This window comes from Caballeronia terrestris (assembly GCF_001544515.1).
In the GTDB taxonomy this organism is placed as follows: domain Bacteria; phylum Pseudomonadota; class Gammaproteobacteria; order Burkholderiales; family Burkholderiaceae; genus Caballeronia; species Caballeronia terrestris.
The window spans coordinates 54,498-70,764 of the sequence record NZ_FCOL02000026.1; the positions used below are offsets into that span (position 1 = coordinate 54,498).

Here is a 16,267-nt window from a genome sequence, read left to right on the forward strand (position 1 = left end):
CGGTTCCAGGGCTTTTCCCCGACGATGACGACCTGTTCGGCGCGTCTGCATTGCCTTCGCCGAAAAACCCGCGCGGCGTGCTGCCCGCGCCCGTCGCGCCCGAACTCGCCGCCCTCGCGCAACGCCTGCCCGCCGCCGTTCATCTCGGGACATCGACGTGGTCGTTTCCGGGGTGGCGCGGCATCGTCTACGGCGACGATTATCCGAACGCCAAACTCTCCCGCGACGGCCTGAACGCCTACGGCGCGCATCCGCTGTTGCGCAGCGTCTCGATCGACCGCTCGTTCTACGCGCCGCTCCCGCTCGCCGACTACGCGCGCTACGCGGCACAGGTGCCCGCGCATTTCCGCTTCATCGTGAAGGCGCCGGCCACCGTGACGGATGCCGTCGTGCGCGGCGAGCGCGGCATTCCGGCCGGTGACAACCCGGCGTTCCTGAACGCGCGGATCGCCATCGACGAATTCGTGCGGCCGTGCATCGACGGCCTCGGCGCGAAAGCGGGCGCGCTCGTATTCCAGTTCTCGCCGCTGCCGGACGCTCTGATCGTCGAGCCGTCGAGGTTCATCGACCGGCTCGCGGAATTCCTGCGCGCGCTGCCGCCGCTCGAAGGCGAAACCTGCTACGCGGTCGAATTGCGCGACGCCGTGATGCTCACGCCGCGCTTCATCCGCGTGCTGCGTGATGCGAAAGTGCGCTACTGCATCGGTGTGCATGCGCGGATGCCGGCGATCGAACGGCAGGCGAAGGCGCTCGCGCTGCTGGACGAAAACGGCCTCGGACCACTGATCGTGCGCTGGAGCCTGCACAGCGGCTTCAAGTACGAGCAGGCGAAGGCGAAGTACGAGCCCTTCGACAAACTCGTCGACGAAGATCCCGACACGCGGCAAGCGCTGGCCGAACTGGCCGCGCGCTACGTGTTCGCGGGTCAGCCGGTGGTGATCGCGGTGAACAACAAGGCGGAAGGCTCGGCGCCGCTCACCTGCTTCGAACTCGCGCGCGAGATCGCGGCGGCGTGCGAGCGGAACTGAAAACTGCGCCGTTTTTCGTTACATCGACTCGGGCAAGAGCGAACTTTAATGAGACGATTCCGCTAGAATCGAAACAATTCGCCCATTTTTAAATGACTTCAGCACAGTCCTTCCGACTCATGCGCGACGCGCGGCCGGTCCGGTAGCACACGACACACTCGCCCGATGAAACGCGCCAAATTCCCGAATTTCGATCCTGCCGCCTTTCGCGGCGCGTTGAGCCAGTTCGCTACCGGCGTGACCGTCATCACGACGCGCGCGGCGTCCGGCCAGTTGATCGGCATCACTGCCAGTTCCTTCAATTCGGTCTCGCTCAATCCGCCGCTCGTCTTGTGGAGCCTCGCGACCAAATCGGCGTCCATGCCGGTGTTTCAGGCGAACAGCCACTACGTGGTGAACGTGCTGGCGGCGTCGCAGATCGACTTGTGCAAGCGCTTCGCGACGGTCAAGGGCGACCGCTTTGCCGGCGTTTCGCACGCAGCGGGCGACACCGGCATGCCCGTGCTCGACGGCGCCCTCGCGTGGTTCGAATGCCACAACCGCAGCCGCTATCAGGAAGGCGACCACGTGATTTTCGTCGGCGAGGTGGAGCGCTGCGGCGTGCACGAGGACGCCGCTAGCATCGCGCCGCTCGTGTTTCACTCGGGCGCGTTCCACACGCTGCGATCGGTCGAATAACTACGGACGCGGCTGTTCGATCAACGCAACGGGCACGCCGCCTTCGTCCTTCATCGTTTGCAGGACAATGTTCGAGCGGATGTCGATCACGCCCGGCGCCTTGTACAGCTTGCTCAGGATGAAATCCGAATAGTGCTTGAGGTTGTGCGCGAGCACGCGCAGCACGTAATGCGTGTCGCCCGTCACGACGAACGCGCTCACCACCTCCGGCCACTCCCGCACCGCCGACGCGAACGTCTCGTGCCAGTTTTCCTGGTCGTTGCGCATCGACACGTGGACGAACGCCTCCAGTTCGATGCCGAGCCGCTCGCGATCCAGACACGCGCGATAGCTCGCGATCACCCCCTCTTCTTCCAGCAGCCGCATCCGTCGCAGACACGCGGACGGCGAGAGCGAGATGCGCTCCGCCAGATCCAGGTTGCTGATCCTTCCGTCTTCCTGCAGCACAGACAAAATACGGCAATCCGTTGCATCGAGCGTGAACCCAGTCATTTTTTAGTCTCCCTGGCCCGTTTCATCGAATTATGTTCTAAGACGCGCGGTTTTGGGTGGTTATTTCGCAAGCACTTTTCAGGGCATGGCGACTATGATTTGACGCATGTCCACACTTTCCGCCAAGCCCCGCCAATGACACCTCTCTGGGACATTTCCCCTCCGATTCGCCCCGAAACGCCGGTCTGGCCGGGCGACACGCCGGTCGGCATCGAGCGCGTGTGGCGCATGGAAGCGGGTTCGCCCGTGAACGTCGCGCGGCTGACGCTCTCGCCGCACACCGGCGCGCATGCCGACGCCCCGCTGCATTACGACGCCGACGGCGCGGCGATCGGCGAAGTCGCGCTCGACACCTATATCGGCCGATGCCGCGTGATTCACTGCATCGGGGCGAAACCGGTCGTGACGCCCGATCAAATCGCCGATTTTCTCGCCGACGCCCCGCCGCGCGTGCTCCTGCGCACCTATGCGCAGGCGGCGCTCGACGCCTGGGACCCCGATTTTTGCGCCGTCGCGCCGGAAACCGTCGATTTGCTGGCGGCGAGCGGCGTGCGGCTGATCGGCATCGATACGCCGTCGCTCGATCCGCAGGAATCGAAGACGATGGCCGCTCACCAGCGTATCCGCGAGCATCGGATGGCGATTCTCGAAGGCCTGGTGCTCGATGCCATCGCGCCGGGCGACTACGAACTGATCGCGCTGCCGCTGAAATTCGCCACGCTCGACGCGAGCCCCGTGCGCGCGGTCCTGCGTCCACTTTCCTGATTTTCTTTAGTGCAATCAACCGGATATCAAGATGAACCATCGTGACGATGCAGCGGCGCTCGACGGCGACGACCCGCTTCGCGCCCTGCGCGACCAGTTCGCGCTCGGCCGGGACGTGATCTACCTCGACGGCAACTCGCTCGGCGTGCCGCCGAAAGCCGCCGCCGCGCGCGCCGCCGCCGTGATCGCCGACGAATGGGGCGACGGCCTGATCCGAAGCTGGAACACGGCCGGCTGGTTCGCGCTGCCAAAGCGCCTCGGCAACAAGCTCGCGCCGCTGATCGGTGCGAGCGCGGACGAAGTCGTCGTCACCGATACGATTTCGAGCAACCTCTTCAAGCTGCTGTCGGCGGCGTTGCGGCTCGCCAACGAACACGATCCGAAACGCCGCGTGATCGTCTCCGAGCGCTCGAATTTCCCGACCGATCTCTACATCGCGCAGGGTTTGATCGAGCAACTGGACCGCGGCTACGAGCTGCGCCTCGTCGACGATCCCGCCGAACTCGCCACCGCGATCGACGAAAACACCGCGATCGCGATGATCACGCACGTCAACTACCGCACCGGCTACATGCACGACATGGCGGCCGTCACGCAACTGATCCACCGCGCGGGCGCGCTCGCCGTGTGGGACCTGGCGCACTCGGCGGGTGCGGTGCCGGTCGACCTGAACGGCGTCGGCGCGGATTACGCGGTTGGATGCACGTACAAGTATCTGAACGGCGGGCCGGGTTCGCCCGCGTTCGTCTGGGTGCCGAAGCGCCATCAGAACGCGTTTTCGCAGCCGCTTTCGGGCTGGTGGGGCCACAAGAAGCCTTTTGAGATGAGCCCGTCCTACCGTCCGGACGATGGCATCGGACGCTTCCTGTGCGGCACGCAGCCGGTGATCTCGATGGCGCTCGTCGAATGCGGGCTCGACGTCTTCCTTCAAACCGACATGGCGACGCTGCGGCGCAAGTCGCTCGCTCTGAGCGATCTGTTCATCAAGCTCGTGGAAGAACGCTGCGGCAAGTTTCCGCTCACGCTCGTCACGCCGCGCGAGCACGGCCAGCGCGGCTCGCAGGCGAGTTTCGAGCATCCGAACGGCTATGAGGTCATGCAGGCGCTGATCGCGCGCGGCGTGATCGGCGATTATCGCGAGCCGCGCGTGCTGCGGTTCGGCTTCACGCCGCTCTACACGCGATTCGTCGATGTCTGGGACGCGGTCGAAGTCCTGCGCGACGTGCTCGAAACCGAGGCGTGGCGCGCGCCTGAATTCGCCGAACGCGGCGCCGTGACCTGAGAGGTATCGAAAAATGACACAAATTTCTTCTGGCTGTCCGATGGGGTATGGCGCTTCCGACCAGCAGCCCTCGAAAGAGGAAGGCTGGCACGACGCCAAGCTCGATTTCTCGGACGCGATGAGTTACGGCGATTACCTGTCGCTCGATTCGATCCTGTCGGCGCAGCATCCGCTCTCGCCCGATCACAACGAGATGCTGTTCATCGTGCAGCATCAGACGAGCGAGCTCTGGATGAAGCTCGCGCTGTACGAATTGCGCGCGGCGCTCGCCGCGGTTCAGCGCGACGAGTTGCCGCCAGCGTTCAAGATGCTCGCGCGCGTGTCGCGGATTTTCGAGCAGCTCGTGCAGGCGTGGAGCGTCCTCTCGACGATGACGCCCTCCGAATACACGGCGATGCGGCCGTATCTGGGGGCGTCGTCGGGGTTTCAATCGCATCAGTATCGGCAGATCGAGTTTTTGCTCGGGAACAAGAACGAGCAGATGCTGAAGCCTTATGCGCATCGGGAGGCTGTGCTGGCCGAGGTGCAGGCAACTCTGGAAGCACCTTCGTTTTACGACGAAGTGATTCGGCTGTTAGCGCGACGCGGCTTTCCGATCGCGCCGGAGCGCCTGAACCGCGATTTCACCCAGCCCACGACGCATGACGCGTCGGTCGAGGCGGCCTGGCTGAAGGTTTATCAGGAGCCTTCGCAGAATTGGGAGCTTTATGAGATGGCGGAGGAGTTGGTCGATCTGGAGGATGCGTTCCGGCAATGGCGCTTCCGGCATGTGACGACGGTCGAGCGGATCATCGGCTTCAAGCAAGGCACAGGCGGGACAAACGGCGCGCCCTATCTGCGCAAGATGCTCGATGTCGTGCTGTTTCCGGAGTTGTGGCATGTGAGGACGGTGCTGTAAAAATGAAGCTAACGCATCAGCCATTCTAGCCACACTGCTATTTCATCCTGATTTGATAGCGCCTCCGTTTTAAACCGAATGAAGCGGAGATGCGCGGTTTTTCTCAAACGCCTGACGAGCCTGAAATACGTGCAACCCATGCACTTATACGCAAACCGAATGGGATAGCGTTTGCGGCCCGATTCACTAACAGTTAAACCGCCTCCCATCAACTCTCGTCAAAATCACGCCAGCCGCCCCGCCAACGCCCGCAACTTCGGCCCAATAACCTCACGAAAATAACCCTCCCCCATCGAAGACGCCGGTCCGCTGCTGCTCAGCACGAGCCATCGACCGTTGCGGACATCTCGAAACGGCGCGGCGATTGCGTTGACGTCGTCATGCCAGTCGCGAAACGAATAGCAGCAGCCGTCGCGGGCAAAATCCTCGACGGCTTGTTCCGCCGCATTCACTAGCGCCAGCCCATCGGCACCGGCCGCGCCGCCCAGCTCCTCCAGCATCGCCGCGCGCACCGCAGGCTCCTGCACCGCGAGATACGCGCGGCCCATCGAACTCGTCAGCATCGAAAGACGCGAACCGGGCGCGAGACCAAGCGTCAGCGCCGTCTCGCTGCGAATCGTTTCGAGATAGATCATGTCCATCCCGTCACGGCATCCCAGCGACACCGCCGCCCCGATCTCGCGCGCCAGCTCGCGCATGTGCGGCCGCGCGAGTTCCAGCGTGTCGGCGCCCGCAAGCAGTGCGAATCCTAGCGACAGCACGCCCGTATCGAGCGCGTATTTGCCGGCGGCTTCATCGAAACGCAGGTAGCCGAGCGTCGTGAGGGTATAGGCGAGCCGGTTGACCGTCGCCTTCGGCAGGCCGGTGCGCTCGGCAAAGTCGCGGTTGCCGAGCAGGACCTCGCCCGGCCGGAACGCCCGCAGCATGTCCAGCCCACGCGCCAACGCAACGACGAACTTGCGCTCGTCGATTGCAGTGTCCGGCGGCAGATTGCGGTTGGAAGCCTTCAGCATCAAGTGCTAAACTCCATCGTGATTTGCAAAACATTGTTCCGCATAGCGGAACTTAAGTCAAGGAGAACGCACATGGCCGACGCCGCCCGATTCAACTGGGAAGACCCCTTGCTGCTCGATCATCAGTTGAGCGACGAAGAACGCATGATCCGCGACGCCGCGCGCGCCTACGCGCAAGACAAGCTCCAGCCGCGCGTGACGGCGGCGTTCCGCGAAGAGAGAACCGATCCTGCGATCTTTCGCGAGATGGGCGAACTCGGCCTGCTCGGCCCGACGATCCCCGAGCAGTACGGCGGCCCCGGCCTGAACTACGTGAGCTACGGCCTGATCGCGCGCGAAGTGGAACGCGTGGATTCGGGGTATCGGTCGATGATGTCGGTGCAGTCGTCGCTCGTGATGGTGCCGATCAACGCGTTCGGCACCGACGCGCAAAAGGAAAAGTACCTGCCAAAGCTCGCGACGGGCGAATGGATCGGCTGCTTCGGCCTCACCGAACCGAACGCCGGTTCAGACCCGGCCAGCATGACGACTCGCGCAAAAAAGGTGAACGGCGGCTACTCGCTCTCGGGATCGAAGATGTGGATCTCGAACTCGCCGATCGCCGATGTGTTCGTCGTCTGGGCGAAACTCGAGGAAGACGGCCGCGACGAGATCCGCGGCTTCGTTCTCGAAAAAGGCTGGAAGGGCCTGTCGGCGCCGGCGATTCACGGCAAGGTCGGTTTGCGCGCGTCGATCACCGGCGAAGTCGTGATGGACGAAGTCTTCGTGCCCGAGGAAAACCTGTTTCCGGAAGTGCGCGGCCTCAAAGGCCCGTTCACCTGCCTGAACTCGGCGCGCTACGGCATCGCGTGGGGCGCGCTCGGCGCGGCTGAAGCATGCTGGCACACGGCGCGGCAATACACGCTCGACCGCAAGCAGTTCGGCCGGCCGCTCGCTGCCAACCAGTTGATTCAAAAGAAACTCGCCGACATGCAGACCGAAATCACGCTCGGCCTGCAAGGCGTGCTGCGCCTCGGCCGCATGAAGGACGAAGGCACGGCCGCCGTCGAAATCACGTCGATCATGAAGCGCAATTCGTGCGGCAAAGCGCTGGACATCGCCCGCCTCGCGCGCGACATGCTCGGCGGCAACGGTATCTCCGATGAATTCGGCGTCGCGCGCCACCTCGTGAATCTGGAAGTCGTCAACACGTACGAAGGCACGCACGATATTCACGCGCTGATCCTCGGGCGCGCACAGACGGGCATTCAGGCGTTCTTCTGACGTCCTGCGCGCTTTCATGGGAGGCCAACGCGAACGTCTGCGTTGGCCTTTTTTGTTAAACATCGGCTTAACCGTTGTAATTTTAAGTCGCTCGCGGAAACTTTTGCGGGCCAGATCGTCTCCATTCATGGACATGCGTTTGACACGGCCGCGCAGCGCTGTTCGGCGCGGCGGGAACGAAACATGCGTTCCGTGGTTTTCATGAACCCGGAGGGTGCTCGTCAGCGACCGCATCTTTGGTTACGATTCCCGTAGCCTCACCCCGATTGGAGTCATCAATGTCAGAAATCAATAAGGAGCGATTCATGTCGGATATCAAAACCGTTCTCTCCGATGCAGAAGACCTGCTGAAGCAGGCTGCCAGCGCGACCGGCGAGCGTGCGTCCGAACTACGCGAGACCGCTCTGACGAAGTTGAAGCAAGCCAAGGAAAAGGCAGCGGACGCGCAGGTCGTGGTCGTCGAACGAGGCAAGAAGGCCGCACGTGCTACCGACGATTACGTGCACGAGCATCCGTGGGCGTCGATCGGCATCGCGGCGGGCGTGGGCGTCGTGATCGGCTTGCTGATCAATCGCCGCTGAAGCTGATGCAGCGGGCATGGCCTGTCGATTGCTCAGGTTCTTGCCAACGATAGCGGCAGCCAAGCGCCTTTGGTACGCAGCGGCCCTGTCATCCGCGCCGGCCGGTCCGCATCTGGACCGGCCGGTCCCACTCAGCGCCACCCAACGCGCCTCGCGCCCACGCCATGACGACTGAAAGGCCATCGCAGCAATCGTCCCCCGGACCCTTGCGCCGCATTCTGAGTTCCACATTCGCCATCTTCGAGACGCGCCTCGAGTTGCTCGGCATCGAGTTGCAGGAGGAAAAGGAGCGCCTGATCGGCGTGCTGTTCCTGGGTCTCGCGGCAATGATGCTCACCATGATGGCCCTGATCACCCTGACGGTCCTGATCGCCATCTTTTTCTGGGACACCTATCGGTGGCAGTCGCTCGCGGGCATCACGCTGGCCTACGTACTCGTTGCCGCGTTCTGCGGAATAAAGGCGCGCAACGGCCTGCGCGACGCTCCGAACATGTTCGACGAGACGCTTTCCGAGTTCCGCAAGGATCGGGATACGTTCCGCTGAAGCCGCCTTTCACGAAACCGCCGACATTCAACGAGCCCGCACCGACATGAGCCAATCCGACGACACCTTCAAAGCACAAAAACGCGCCCAGGCTCACAAACTGAGCACGCCGCACATGCGCGCCCTGCGCAAGGAATTGCTGATCGCGCGCGCGGACGTCGAGCGCATGGAGATCGCCCAGGCCACGACCGACCTGCGCTATTCGGTCACGCATTTCAGTTTTCTGAAGATGCTGATTCCCGGGCGCAAGGCGGGCGGCTTCGGCAAAGGCCGCGCGGCAAGCAGCGGCGGTGGCATTTTGTCGCTGCTGACCGGGCTTCTCTCGGGCGGCAATCTCGGCAGCTTCACCACGCTGCTGCGGCAATATCCGATCATCGGATCGGTCGCTTCGCTGCTTCTCACCAAGCCTGTCCGGACCAAAATCCTGCGCGGCGCCAAGCCCGCGCTCAAGTGGGGTGGCCTCGGGCTCGTCGTCTGGGAAGGCTTTCGCGTGTGGCAGCAGATGAAGGCCACGTCCACCGAAACATCGACCGACGCCGTCGATCCCACTGTCTTCTGAGCTTTTCATCGGCTGCCCCAGCAAGTTGCTGTCTGTGACGGCCCAATTTCGGCCGATGTGCGATTCGAGCGCGCACCCGTTGCATCGATGACGAAGACGCCGCACGCGTCGTTCTGCATCGGGCCGGGCGCGAGCGGCTCCGCTTCGATCGCATAGCCGCCGTTCGTCGACGATTCTGCCAGAAGCTTCAACCGATACACTGCCTCACCGTTCGCCGGCGCCTGATCGAAGCCCGCCGGCAACGACGGCCCTTCGGTGCTGGCCGCCGTCTGCACAACCCGAGCCGTCTCGACGAACTGCGCCGCGCGATACAGCGCCGTCGCCGCCTCAACGCGATGCGCTTTCGCGACATGCGTCCGGTACGCCGGAATCGCGAACGTAGCGATGATCGCGGCCACGCCGAGCGCGATCATCAATTCGAGCAGCGTAAAACCTCGCTGTGCCGGAATCATTTTCGATTGTCCTCAAAAAGGTTTTGCGACGACGCGCCGCCACCGGCGTGTAGTGCCGCTTTCCGCGATTTCGATCTGCAATTGCAGCCACGCCTCGGAATCTTTAGTCGATCCGAAACCTCGCGCGGTGAGCAGATAAGAAGCGCCTTTGCCCGGCCGCGACCACGCTTCGATCAGGCATTGCGGCGTTCGAGCGGCGTGAGGCCACGTTACGAACGGCGCAATCGCCAAGGCGCTCGCGCCCTCAAACGATGCCTTCAGCCGCCATCGAACCGGCTCACCAGCCGGCGCGTCCTGCGTCAACTCGGGCGAATCGATGACGATCCGGCTGCATCTCGCGAGCGCGCTGTCCGCGCCGTGAAACGCCTGGATGCGATCGCGCAGGCTTGCTGCAGCGCGCGTCGCGACGATCGACGATTCGAGCCACGCGCCGGCCGTGACCAGCATCATCGACGAGAGGAGCAGCACGATCGGCAGGACCATGCCGCGTGACCTTGCGCGCCGCTTCATGTTTGGCTCCCGTTTCTTATCGCGACGCGCCGCCAGAACACTTGGCGCGTGCGGGCGTCCGGGGCGAGCACGATCGAGCCGTCGCAATCGACGTAATTTCGTTTTGCCGCCCCGAGCACATCTCCGCGCACCACTACGCAGACGTCGGCCGCGAATACTCTGGACCAGCGGTCGCGCGGGACGGCGGCGGAGTCGACGGAACTTGACGCGTCCTTCAGCCACCAGCCGATGCGCAGCCGCTCGATCCCTTCGACGACCGGTTGCGCCTGCTTGCCCACGCCTTCGCAATACAGCTCAGGCTCGCTGGTGGAACTGCTCGCCTTCGCGTAGAAGCGGTTGGTGACAGTCGCGCCCGCGGCCTGTCCAAGACAATCGGTCGGCGCGCCGGACGACGTCGGCCACGTCGAAACGGCATCAGCGGCGTAGCGGATCGAGACGCCATCCGAGCGGCTCGCGAGCGATTCGCAGGCGGGCGCATCGTCGGTTCCGTACGCGCGGCCCTGCGAGCAGCCGAAGAGCGCCGGCCCGGCATCGGCGCCGAGCGGCGCGAACGCGGCCATCTGCAACTGCTGGCCAATGAGATCCAGCGCTGCGGTCGCGGCGTCGTGCATGCGCGCGGCGTCGGCGGCGCGCTCGTGCGACGCGCGCTGTCCGCGATACAGCGAAAGCGCCGCGACTACGACGAGGAGCCCGAGCGCCATCGATATCGTGAGTTCGAGCAGCGTGTGGCCGCGAGTTTTGGGTTGGAGTCTGGTCATCGCGCGAAACTCAACACGACGCATGCTTTTTTGATCTGCGGCTCGGCGCAGGTATCGTCCGCATGCCAGCTCACCACGGCGACGCGCACGCCGTCCGCCTGGTCGAGCACGGCGACATCGCCCTGCGGCAGCATCGACGCCGCCCGCGAACGCCACTGCGCGATGACCGGCCCGCGATCCGCGTCGCGCTGTATGGCCTCGGCTACGGAATCGGCGATCAACGCGGCACGCTCACGCGCGAGCACGTTGCGCTCGCTGCGCGCAATCCACGTCTGCACGGCGATCAGCCCGAGCGCGGTAATGGCGGTCAGCGACAGCGCGATCATCACTTCGATCAGCGAATCGCCCCGCTGCTTCCAAAGCAAGGCGCTCATGCCGCCGCTCCGCACGCGCCGGGCGTCATGCGCGCACGTCCGCCGGCTGCGAGCCGGATGCAGCGGTTCGCGCTTGTCGTCGCCAACTTTCCGTTCCGCGCGCTGAAGTCGAAGCTGCGAAAGCCTCCGATCACCTGCCCCGAAGGCGGCGTGAACGACAGATCGGTCGTCGCGCCCGCGATCGCAATCGATGGCGACGCGGCCTGCGCACGCAGCAGCGTCGGCGCACCATCGCGTTCGACGAAAAGTGCCCAGCCGCACGACCAATCGGCCGCTCCGCCGTCGCAGGGCTTGCCCGGCGTGAGACTCCGGCGCGCGGCGTCGATACGGCAAAGCGTCACGCGCGCGCCGCGCTTGACCGCTTCGGAACGCGCGAGAGAAAGCATCGAAACGAGCGCGCGCGCGGGCATCGACCTGGTCGCGCAGGTGCCACGCGACAAAAGAAGGCGTCGCGAACGTCGCGATGATCGCCATGACGGCGAGCACGACGGACAGTTCAACGAGCGTAAAACCGGGTGATTTGCGGCGAGGCGTCATCTGCATCCCTCATCGATCGAGTGAAAACAGCGCTCAATCTAGAGAGAAAATCTGGCCGCCGCCATCGGCCGAACGGCCGACTACCGGACGTGCGAAAACCTCGACAGACTGCTCGTCGACGTTTTTAACGCACGGGGAAAATGAAATGCAGAAACGCTCAGCGCTTGCGGGAAGTCGATTTCTTCGGCGCGGCGCGCCGGAATTCATCGAGCACGTCTTCGAATTCGGAGACGTCTTCGAAACGCTTGTAGACGGACGCGAAACGCACGTAGGCGATCGTGTCGAGTTGGCGCAACTCGTTCATCACGAGTTCGCCCAGACGGTCGCTGCGGACTTCGCGTTCGCCGCTGCCGAGCAACTGATATTCGATGCGGGCGACCGCGGCGTCGATCGCGTCCGCAGCAACCGGGCGCTTTCGCAGCGCCAGTTGCATGCTCGCGACGATCTTGCCGCGATCGAATTCGGTCCGGCTGCCGTCCTTCTTCACCACCGACGGCAACGCAAGCTCGACCCGCTCGTACGTCGTGAAACGCTTGTCGCAGGCCGGGCAGCGCCGCCGCCGGCGAATCGCCGCACCGTCTTCGGACACGCGCGAATCGACCACTTGCGTGTCGTCATGACGGCAGAATGGGCAGCGCATCGCGGCTTAGCCGTAGACCGGGAACTGCTTCGTCAGCTCCGCGACCTTCGCGCGCACTTGCTCGAGGTTCGCCTGGTCTTCCGGATTGTCGAGGACATCGGCGATCAAATTGCCGACGATCTCCGCTTCCTTTACGCCGAAACCGCGCGTCGTCATGGCGGGCGAACCAAGGCGCACGCCGCTGGTCACGAACGGCTTTTCCGGATCGTTCGGGATCGCGTTCTTGTTGACCGTGATGTGCGCGGCTCCGAGCACGGCTTCCGCCGCCTTGCCGGTGATCTTCTTCGCGCGCAGGTCGACAAGCATCAAGTGGCTTTCCGTGCGACCCGACACGATGCGCAGACCGCGCTTGACGAGCGTTTCGGCCAGCACGCGCGCGTTCTCGACGACGCGCTGCTGATATTCCTTGAACTCCGGCGACAGCGCTTCCTTGAACGCGACCGCCTTCGCGGCGATCACGTGCATCAGCGGCCCGCCCTGGATGCCCGGGAAAATCGCGGAGTTGATCTGCTTCTCGAACTCGGCCTTCATCAGGATCACGCCGCCGCGCGGGCCGCGCAGGCTCTTGTGCGTCGTGGTCGTGACGAAGTCGGCGTGCGGCACGGGATTCGGATAGACGCCCGCCGCGATGAGGCCAGCGTAGTGCGCCATGTCGACCATGAAATACGCGCCGACGCTTTTTGCGATTTCCGCGAGACGCGCGAAATCGATCTTCAGCGAAAACGCCGACGCGCCCGCCACGATCAGCTTCGGCTTGTGTTCCTTGGCGAGTTCCTCGGTCTTGCCGTAGTCGATGTCTTCGGCCGCGTTCAGGCCGTAGCTCACGACCTTGAACCATTTGCCCGACATGTTCACGGGCGAACCGTGCGTCAGGTGGCCGCCTTCGGCGAGGCTCATGCCCATGATGGTGTCGCCGGGCTTGAGCATCGCGAAGAAGACGCCCTGGTTCGCCTGCGAGCCGGAGTTCGGCTGCACGTTCGCGGCTTCGGCGCCGAAGAGTTCCTTCACGCGGTTGATGGCGAGCTGTTCGACGATATCGACGTATTCGCAGCCGCCGTAATAACGCTTGCCGGGATAGCCTTCGGCGTACTTGTTCGTGAGTTGCGAGCCTTGCGCGGCCATCACGGCCGGGCTCGTGTAATTTTCCGACGCGATCAGTTCGATGTGATCTTCCTGGCGGCGGTTTTCCTGTTCGATCGCCTTGAAGATTTCAGGATCGACGCTGGCAATGGTGCTTTTGGCTTTGTCAAACATACGTTTTCCGTAAGGTCTAGTCAGGTTGACCGGATCGCGCGTGCGCGAGCATGGCTGCGGCACATGGCGCAAGGTGCAGGATGGGTCCTGGCGTGGCGGGAGCAAGGCTCCGCTCACGCAGATGGCGCGGACAGGACAGCCACCGGCAGCGCAGCGACGGCGCGCGGATCTCAGCTGCCCAGGCGAACGGCAAAACGACACTCCGCGCTTCCCGGTGGGTCGTTCCACCTTGAATCCAAAGATTCTATCGCCAGTCACGCGGAGTTGTAGGGTAGCCCCTCTTCCTTATGGAAGAAGGGCCCCCTAAGAACTGTACGTGCGAGTTTCCCCGCATACAGCTCAAGCCTACTACAAAGTTCGCCCTATTGGGGAACCGGCTTAGTTACAGCAAGTTTACCCGCGTGCACCTTTTGGTGACAGTGGGGATGGAGCAACACACGGTTGGACAATGCGTCCGTACCACCATGCATCCGATACACCAGATGATGGTCGTGCCAGCGTGTTTCTTGAGTCAAGGCACAGTTACAAAGTGCACACAGCCCACTTTGCGACATGAACAACTTAACCAATTGCTTTTGATGGCGCAACGAGTGCAGCATGCGCTCCTGTCGCAATTCCTCCCCATACTGCTCCCATGCGGGATCAAAAGGGTTGTATTCCCCTTTGATTTTCGTCGGATACTTGATCGCCGTCCCACTGAGTGAGTAGAGCTCAAGCAGCCGCCGACCGCCATCCCCCGCAACGATGGGAACGCCAAACACCCAATTGCGGGCATTGACCGAGTGGAAGTACTTCCGTCTCACCCAATCAGAGCCCTTATTCGGATGTCGCCGTTTAGACCACCGCCAGAGTTTCTGGAAGACCAGATACTCCATGCGGCTGTACGCCTTCTTAGCGGATACGCGATGGTGATACTCGGCCCATCCACGTAATAGCGGGTTCAGCAACCGGATTAAATCCGCTTGCTTTGCCGCTTTGTTACCGCTGATCGTTTCCGCAACCTTGCGATAGAACGCTTGCGCGTTTTTCTTGCTTGGTTGAATGAGCATCTTTCCCGAGTACTTTCGGAAATTCCACCCAAGGAAATCGAAGCCCTGGTCAATATGTGTGACCCGCGTTTTCTCCTCAGAGAGTTGCGGACCCCGAACCGCGAGGAATGTTTCTATCCAAGGTCGGACTTCGCTGACCAGTATCTCTTGCGAGACGCCGGTGATCACGAAGTCATCCGCGTACCGCACCACATGAACCTTCAACTTCTTGGCCTTCCCAATTCCAAACTTCGCACGGAGGTGCGCGTCCAGTTCTCGTTCCAGCCCGTTCAACGTCACATTCGCCAACGTCGGGGAGATGATCCCTCCCTGCGGCGTACCGGCCTTCGTCGCCTGAAACTGACCTTCGTAAATCAGGCCAGCTCTCAACCATTTTCGGAGGATTGCTGTGTCCATGAGGACATTGCGCTCCAACCAGTCGTGGTCGATGTGGTCAAAGCAGCCTTGGATATCCGCTTCCAATACCCATTGGGCTGATCCCCCTTTGGACATACAGACGCGAATCTGACCCATGGCATCAGCCGTCGAGCGATGAGTCCGGAACCCATAAGAGTTCGGATCGCTCGCCGACTCAGCCACTGGCTCCAAAGCCAGCAAGTGCAGAGCTTGCATCGCCCTGTCATGCAGGGTCGGAATGCCCAGAGGGCGTTCTTTCCCATTGGCTTTGGGGATAAAGACCCTCCGTAAAGGCAGAGGCTTATAACCGCGCCGCTTCAACCGATCGACGGCGAGCCGTCGACTTTCAGGCGAATCCCATAGCTCGCGGTCGACTCCCGCCGTTCGCGCACCCTGGTTCTGTGTAACACGTCGTACCGCGTACAGCTTGGCGGACAACGTGCGAGTCAACATCCGTTGCAGGGCTTTCACTCTGCGCCATTTGCCTTCCCGCGTCGCCTTCGCAATTCGAATCTGCATTCCCCTCACGTTCCGTTCAACCCGACGCCAATCGATGGCGTACCAGTTGTCCGGCGCGTGGGAAAGCGCAGATCCAGTCTTTCGACCAGATACTTTCATGCTGCTCTCCTACTTGGAAAAGTCCCCAAGCAGAAGACGCATCTCCCCCAGCGGGGCAGATACGCCCCGCTGGGGAACAACAATTACATTCAGTACGGACGCAAGCATCCGTACCTCACCAAGTGAACAAGGGTCAGTCAGCCATCTTGCGACGGTAGACCAGACGGAAGTCTGCCCGCTTTCGCGTGGGGTGATGTCCCAACCCCTATCCGGACCATTACCGCCCGGCATTCGCTTTTTCCGTCGTCCCATACCCGCACAATCAACAGCGTTCCTTACGGTCCGCCTGCCAGCCAAACCGCACTGGCAACCATACGGGCTTACCACGTTCCCGATCTGTCACACGACTGGGTTAGGGTCTGCCTATTCGCCGGTGGCGTTTGAAACGACGTACCGCGACACTCAAGCGCGGCAGCTCACCACGTACCTGTTGGTTAGTGCCTACCAGCAGCTTTGGCACCTACTACTCACGACGTTTATCAGCAGTTCACATACGTTACCCATACCAGCCAGCCTAGCTCCTTACCCCAACGCTGCTCGGAGTTTCTATACAGCCGTCTCGCGACCGCCGCATA

At 62.6% G+C, this 16,267-nt stretch carries 18 protein-coding genes, 1 pseudogene and 1 riboswitch; of the genes and pseudogenes, 9 read left to right on the plus strand and 10 right to left on the minus strand.

Translation table 11 applies throughout. The features are described 5' to 3' along the window. Nucleotides 1-32: 32 nt before the first annotated feature. Both AWB67_RS20880 and AWB67_RS20885 read left to right on the plus strand, forming a co-directional pair. Entirely contained in the window at nucleotides 33-1,028 is a 996-nt protein-coding gene (locus tag AWB67_RS20880; RefSeq protein ID WP_235025243.1) for a DUF72 domain-containing protein, read from the plus strand. A 165-nt stretch (nucleotides 1,029-1,193) separates the two neighbouring features. Then, on the plus strand, nucleotides 1,194-1,706 hold the full coding sequence (locus AWB67_RS20885) for a flavin reductase family protein (RefSeq protein ID WP_087658132.1): 513 nt from the start codon (nucleotides 1,194-1,196) through the stop codon (nucleotides 1,704-1,706). On the opposite strand, the gene AWB67_RS20890 is transcribed toward AWB67_RS20885, so the two are convergent. Continuing rightward, on the minus strand, nucleotides 1,707-2,198 hold the full coding sequence (locus AWB67_RS20890) for an Lrp/AsnC family transcriptional regulator (RefSeq protein ID WP_087658133.1): 492 nt from the start codon (nucleotides 2,196-2,198) through the stop codon (nucleotides 1,707-1,709). Between the two features lie 135 nt (nucleotides 2,199-2,333). Here AWB67_RS20890 and kynB point away from each other — a divergent pair, with 135 nt between their 5' ends. The 3 genes from kynB to kynA are packed head-to-tail and all read left to right on the plus strand — an operon-like array spanning nucleotide 2,334 to nucleotide 5,143. Continuing rightward, complete coding sequence (gene kynB / locus AWB67_RS20895; RefSeq protein WP_087658134.1) at nucleotides 2,334-2,963, plus strand: arylformamidase; 630 nt, start codon at nucleotides 2,334-2,336, stop codon at nucleotides 2,961-2,963. A gap of 31 nt (nucleotides 2,964-2,994) precedes the next feature. Beyond that, entirely contained in the window at nucleotides 2,995-4,245 is a 1,251-nt protein-coding gene (kynU, locus tag AWB67_RS20900; RefSeq protein WP_087658135.1) for a kynureninase, read from the plus strand. A gap of 13 nt (nucleotides 4,246-4,258) precedes the next feature. Next, nucleotides 4,259-5,143, plus strand: a complete 885-nt coding sequence (kynA, locus tag AWB67_RS20905; protein ID WP_087658136.1) for a tryptophan 2,3-dioxygenase — start codon at nucleotides 4,259-4,261, stop codon at nucleotides 5,141-5,143. Between the two features lie 224 nt (nucleotides 5,144-5,367). On the opposite strand, the gene AWB67_RS20910 is transcribed toward kynA, so the two are convergent. Beyond that, nucleotides 5,368-6,156, minus strand: coding sequence for an IclR family transcriptional regulator (locus tag AWB67_RS20910; protein WP_087658137.1), 789 nt, complete (start codon nucleotides 6,154-6,156; stop codon nucleotides 5,368-5,370). Between the two features lie 72 nt (nucleotides 6,157-6,228). Here AWB67_RS20910 and AWB67_RS20915 point away from each other — a divergent pair, with 72 nt between their 5' ends. From AWB67_RS20915 to AWB67_RS20930, 4 genes are all read left to right on the plus strand, one after another. Then, nucleotides 6,229-7,419 (plus strand): acyl-CoA dehydrogenase, encoded by a 1,191-nt coding sequence (locus AWB67_RS20915; RefSeq protein WP_087658138.1) that lies wholly within the window; start codon nucleotides 6,229-6,231, stop codon nucleotides 7,417-7,419. 278 nt (nucleotides 7,420-7,697) lie between these two features. Beyond that, nucleotides 7,698-8,000, plus strand: coding sequence for an ElaB/YgaM/YqjD family protein (locus AWB67_RS20920; protein ID WP_087658139.1), 303 nt, complete (start codon nucleotides 7,698-7,700; stop codon nucleotides 7,998-8,000). Between the two features lie 164 nt (nucleotides 8,001-8,164). Further along, nucleotides 8,165-8,545: a phage holin family protein gene (locus AWB67_RS20925; RefSeq protein ID WP_087658140.1), complete on the plus strand. Its 381-nt coding sequence runs from the start codon at nucleotides 8,165-8,167 to the stop codon at nucleotides 8,543-8,545. A gap of 46 nt (nucleotides 8,546-8,591) precedes the next feature. Continuing rightward, nucleotides 8,592-9,104, plus strand: a complete 513-nt coding sequence (locus tag AWB67_RS20930; RefSeq protein WP_087658141.1) for a DUF3318 domain-containing protein — start codon at nucleotides 8,592-8,594, stop codon at nucleotides 9,102-9,104. 5 nt (nucleotides 9,105-9,109) lie between these two features. Here the strand turns inward: AWB67_RS20930 and AWB67_RS20935 are convergent, their stop codons facing one another. From AWB67_RS20935 to ltrA, 8 genes and pseudogenes are all read right to left on the minus strand, one after another. After that, a complete protein-coding gene (locus AWB67_RS20935) occupies nucleotides 9,110-9,556 on the minus strand; it encodes a type IV pilin protein (protein ID WP_087658142.1) in 447 nt (148 codons plus the stop codon). A 12-nt stretch (nucleotides 9,557-9,568) separates the two neighbouring features. Beyond that, on the minus strand, nucleotides 9,569-10,066 hold the full coding sequence (locus AWB67_RS20940) for a pilus assembly PilX family protein (RefSeq protein WP_087658143.1): 498 nt from the start codon (nucleotides 10,064-10,066) through the stop codon (nucleotides 9,569-9,571). After that, the gene (locus AWB67_RS20945; protein WP_087658144.1) at nucleotides 10,063-10,824 is read right to left on the minus strand and encodes a PilW family protein; all 762 of its coding nucleotides are present in this window, start codon (nucleotides 10,822-10,824) and stop codon (nucleotides 10,063-10,065) included. The genes AWB67_RS20940 and AWB67_RS20945 overlap by 4 nt, the downstream gene beginning before the upstream one ends. Continuing rightward, the gene (locus tag AWB67_RS20950) at nucleotides 10,821-11,198 is read right to left on the minus strand and encodes a type IV pilus modification PilV family protein (protein ID WP_235025240.1); all 378 of its coding nucleotides are present in this window, start codon (nucleotides 11,196-11,198) and stop codon (nucleotides 10,821-10,823) included. Before AWB67_RS20950 ends, AWB67_RS20945 begins: the two co-directional genes overlap by 4 nt. After that, nucleotides 11,195-11,741: pseudogene (locus tag AWB67_RS20955) on the minus strand (GspH/FimT family pseudopilin). The gene AWB67_RS20950 and the pseudogene AWB67_RS20955 overlap by 4 nt, the downstream one beginning before the upstream one ends. A 151-nt stretch (nucleotides 11,742-11,892) precedes the next feature. After that, a complete protein-coding gene (gene nrdR / locus AWB67_RS20960; RefSeq protein WP_087658145.1) occupies nucleotides 11,893-12,375 on the minus strand; it encodes a transcriptional regulator NrdR in 483 nt (160 codons plus the stop codon). A gap of 6 nt (nucleotides 12,376-12,381) precedes the next feature. Then, nucleotides 12,382-13,629: a serine hydroxymethyltransferase gene (gene glyA, locus AWB67_RS20965; RefSeq protein WP_087658146.1), complete on the minus strand. Its 1,248-nt coding sequence runs from the start codon at nucleotides 13,627-13,629 to the stop codon at nucleotides 12,382-12,384. Between the two features lie 169 nt (nucleotides 13,630-13,798). Beyond that, a riboswitch (ZMP/ZTP riboswitch) is annotated at nucleotides 13,799-13,897 on the minus strand. A 94-nt stretch (nucleotides 13,898-13,991) separates the two neighbouring features. After that, a complete protein-coding gene (gene ltrA, locus AWB67_RS20970) occupies nucleotides 13,992-15,692 on the minus strand; it encodes a group II intron reverse transcriptase/maturase (RefSeq protein WP_087658147.1) in 1,701 nt (566 codons plus the stop codon). Between the last annotated feature and the right edge of the window lie 575 nt (nucleotides 15,693-16,267).

Excerpts from the sequence above, each read along its gene's own strand:
- AWB67_RS20940 (WP_087658143.1), bottom strand. The coding sequence starts at position 10,066 with ATGAAGCGGCGCGCAAGGTCACGCGGCATGGTCCTGCCGATCGTGCTG.
- AWB67_RS20910 (WP_087658137.1), bottom strand. The coding sequence starts at position 6,156 with ATGCTGAAGGCTTCCAACCGCAATCTGCCGCCGGACACTGCAATCGAC.
- AWB67_RS20915 (WP_087658138.1), top strand. The coding sequence starts at position 6,229 with ATGGCCGACGCCGCCCGATTCAACTGGGAAGACCCCTTGCTGCTCGAT.
- AWB67_RS20920 (WP_087658139.1), top strand. The coding sequence starts at position 7,698 with ATGTCAGAAATCAATAAGGAGCGATTCATGTCGGATATCAAAACCGTT.
- ltrA (WP_087658147.1), bottom strand. The coding sequence starts at position 15,692 with ATGAAAGTATCTGGTCGAAAGACTGGATCTGCGCTTTCCCACGCGCCG.
- AWB67_RS20935 (WP_087658142.1), bottom strand. The coding sequence starts at position 9,556 with ATGATTCCGGCACAGCGAGGTTTTACGCTGCTCGAATTGATGATCGCG.
- kynB (WP_087658134.1), top strand. The coding sequence starts at position 2,334 with ATGACACCTCTCTGGGACATTTCCCCTCCGATTCGCCCCGAAACGCCG.
- AWB67_RS20885 (WP_087658132.1), top strand. The coding sequence starts at position 1,194 with ATGAAACGCGCCAAATTCCCGAATTTCGATCCTGCCGCCTTTCGCGGC.
- AWB67_RS20930 (WP_087658141.1), top strand. The coding sequence starts at position 8,592 with ATGAGCCAATCCGACGACACCTTCAAAGCACAAAAACGCGCCCAGGCT.
- nrdR (WP_087658145.1), bottom strand. The coding sequence starts at position 12,375 with ATGCGCTGCCCATTCTGCCGTCATGACGACACGCAAGTGGTCGATTCG.
- AWB67_RS20890 (WP_087658133.1), bottom strand. The coding sequence starts at position 2,198 with ATGACTGGGTTCACGCTCGATGCAACGGATTGCCGTATTTTGTCTGTG.
- glyA (WP_087658146.1), bottom strand. The coding sequence starts at position 13,629 with ATGTTTGACAAAGCCAAAAGCACCATTGCCAGCGTCGATCCTGAAATC.
- kynU (WP_087658135.1), top strand. The coding sequence starts at position 2,995 with ATGAACCATCGTGACGATGCAGCGGCGCTCGACGGCGACGACCCGCTT.
- AWB67_RS20945 (WP_087658144.1), bottom strand. The coding sequence starts at position 10,824 with ATGACCAGACTCCAACCCAAAACTCGCGGCCACACGCTGCTCGAACTC.
- AWB67_RS20950 (WP_235025240.1), bottom strand. The coding sequence starts at position 11,198 with ATGAGCGCCTTGCTTTGGAAGCAGCGGGGCGATTCGCTGATCGAAGTG.
- AWB67_RS20925 (WP_087658140.1), top strand. The coding sequence starts at position 8,165 with ATGACGACTGAAAGGCCATCGCAGCAATCGTCCCCCGGACCCTTGCGC.
- kynA (WP_087658136.1), top strand. The coding sequence starts at position 4,259 with ATGACACAAATTTCTTCTGGCTGTCCGATGGGGTATGGCGCTTCCGAC.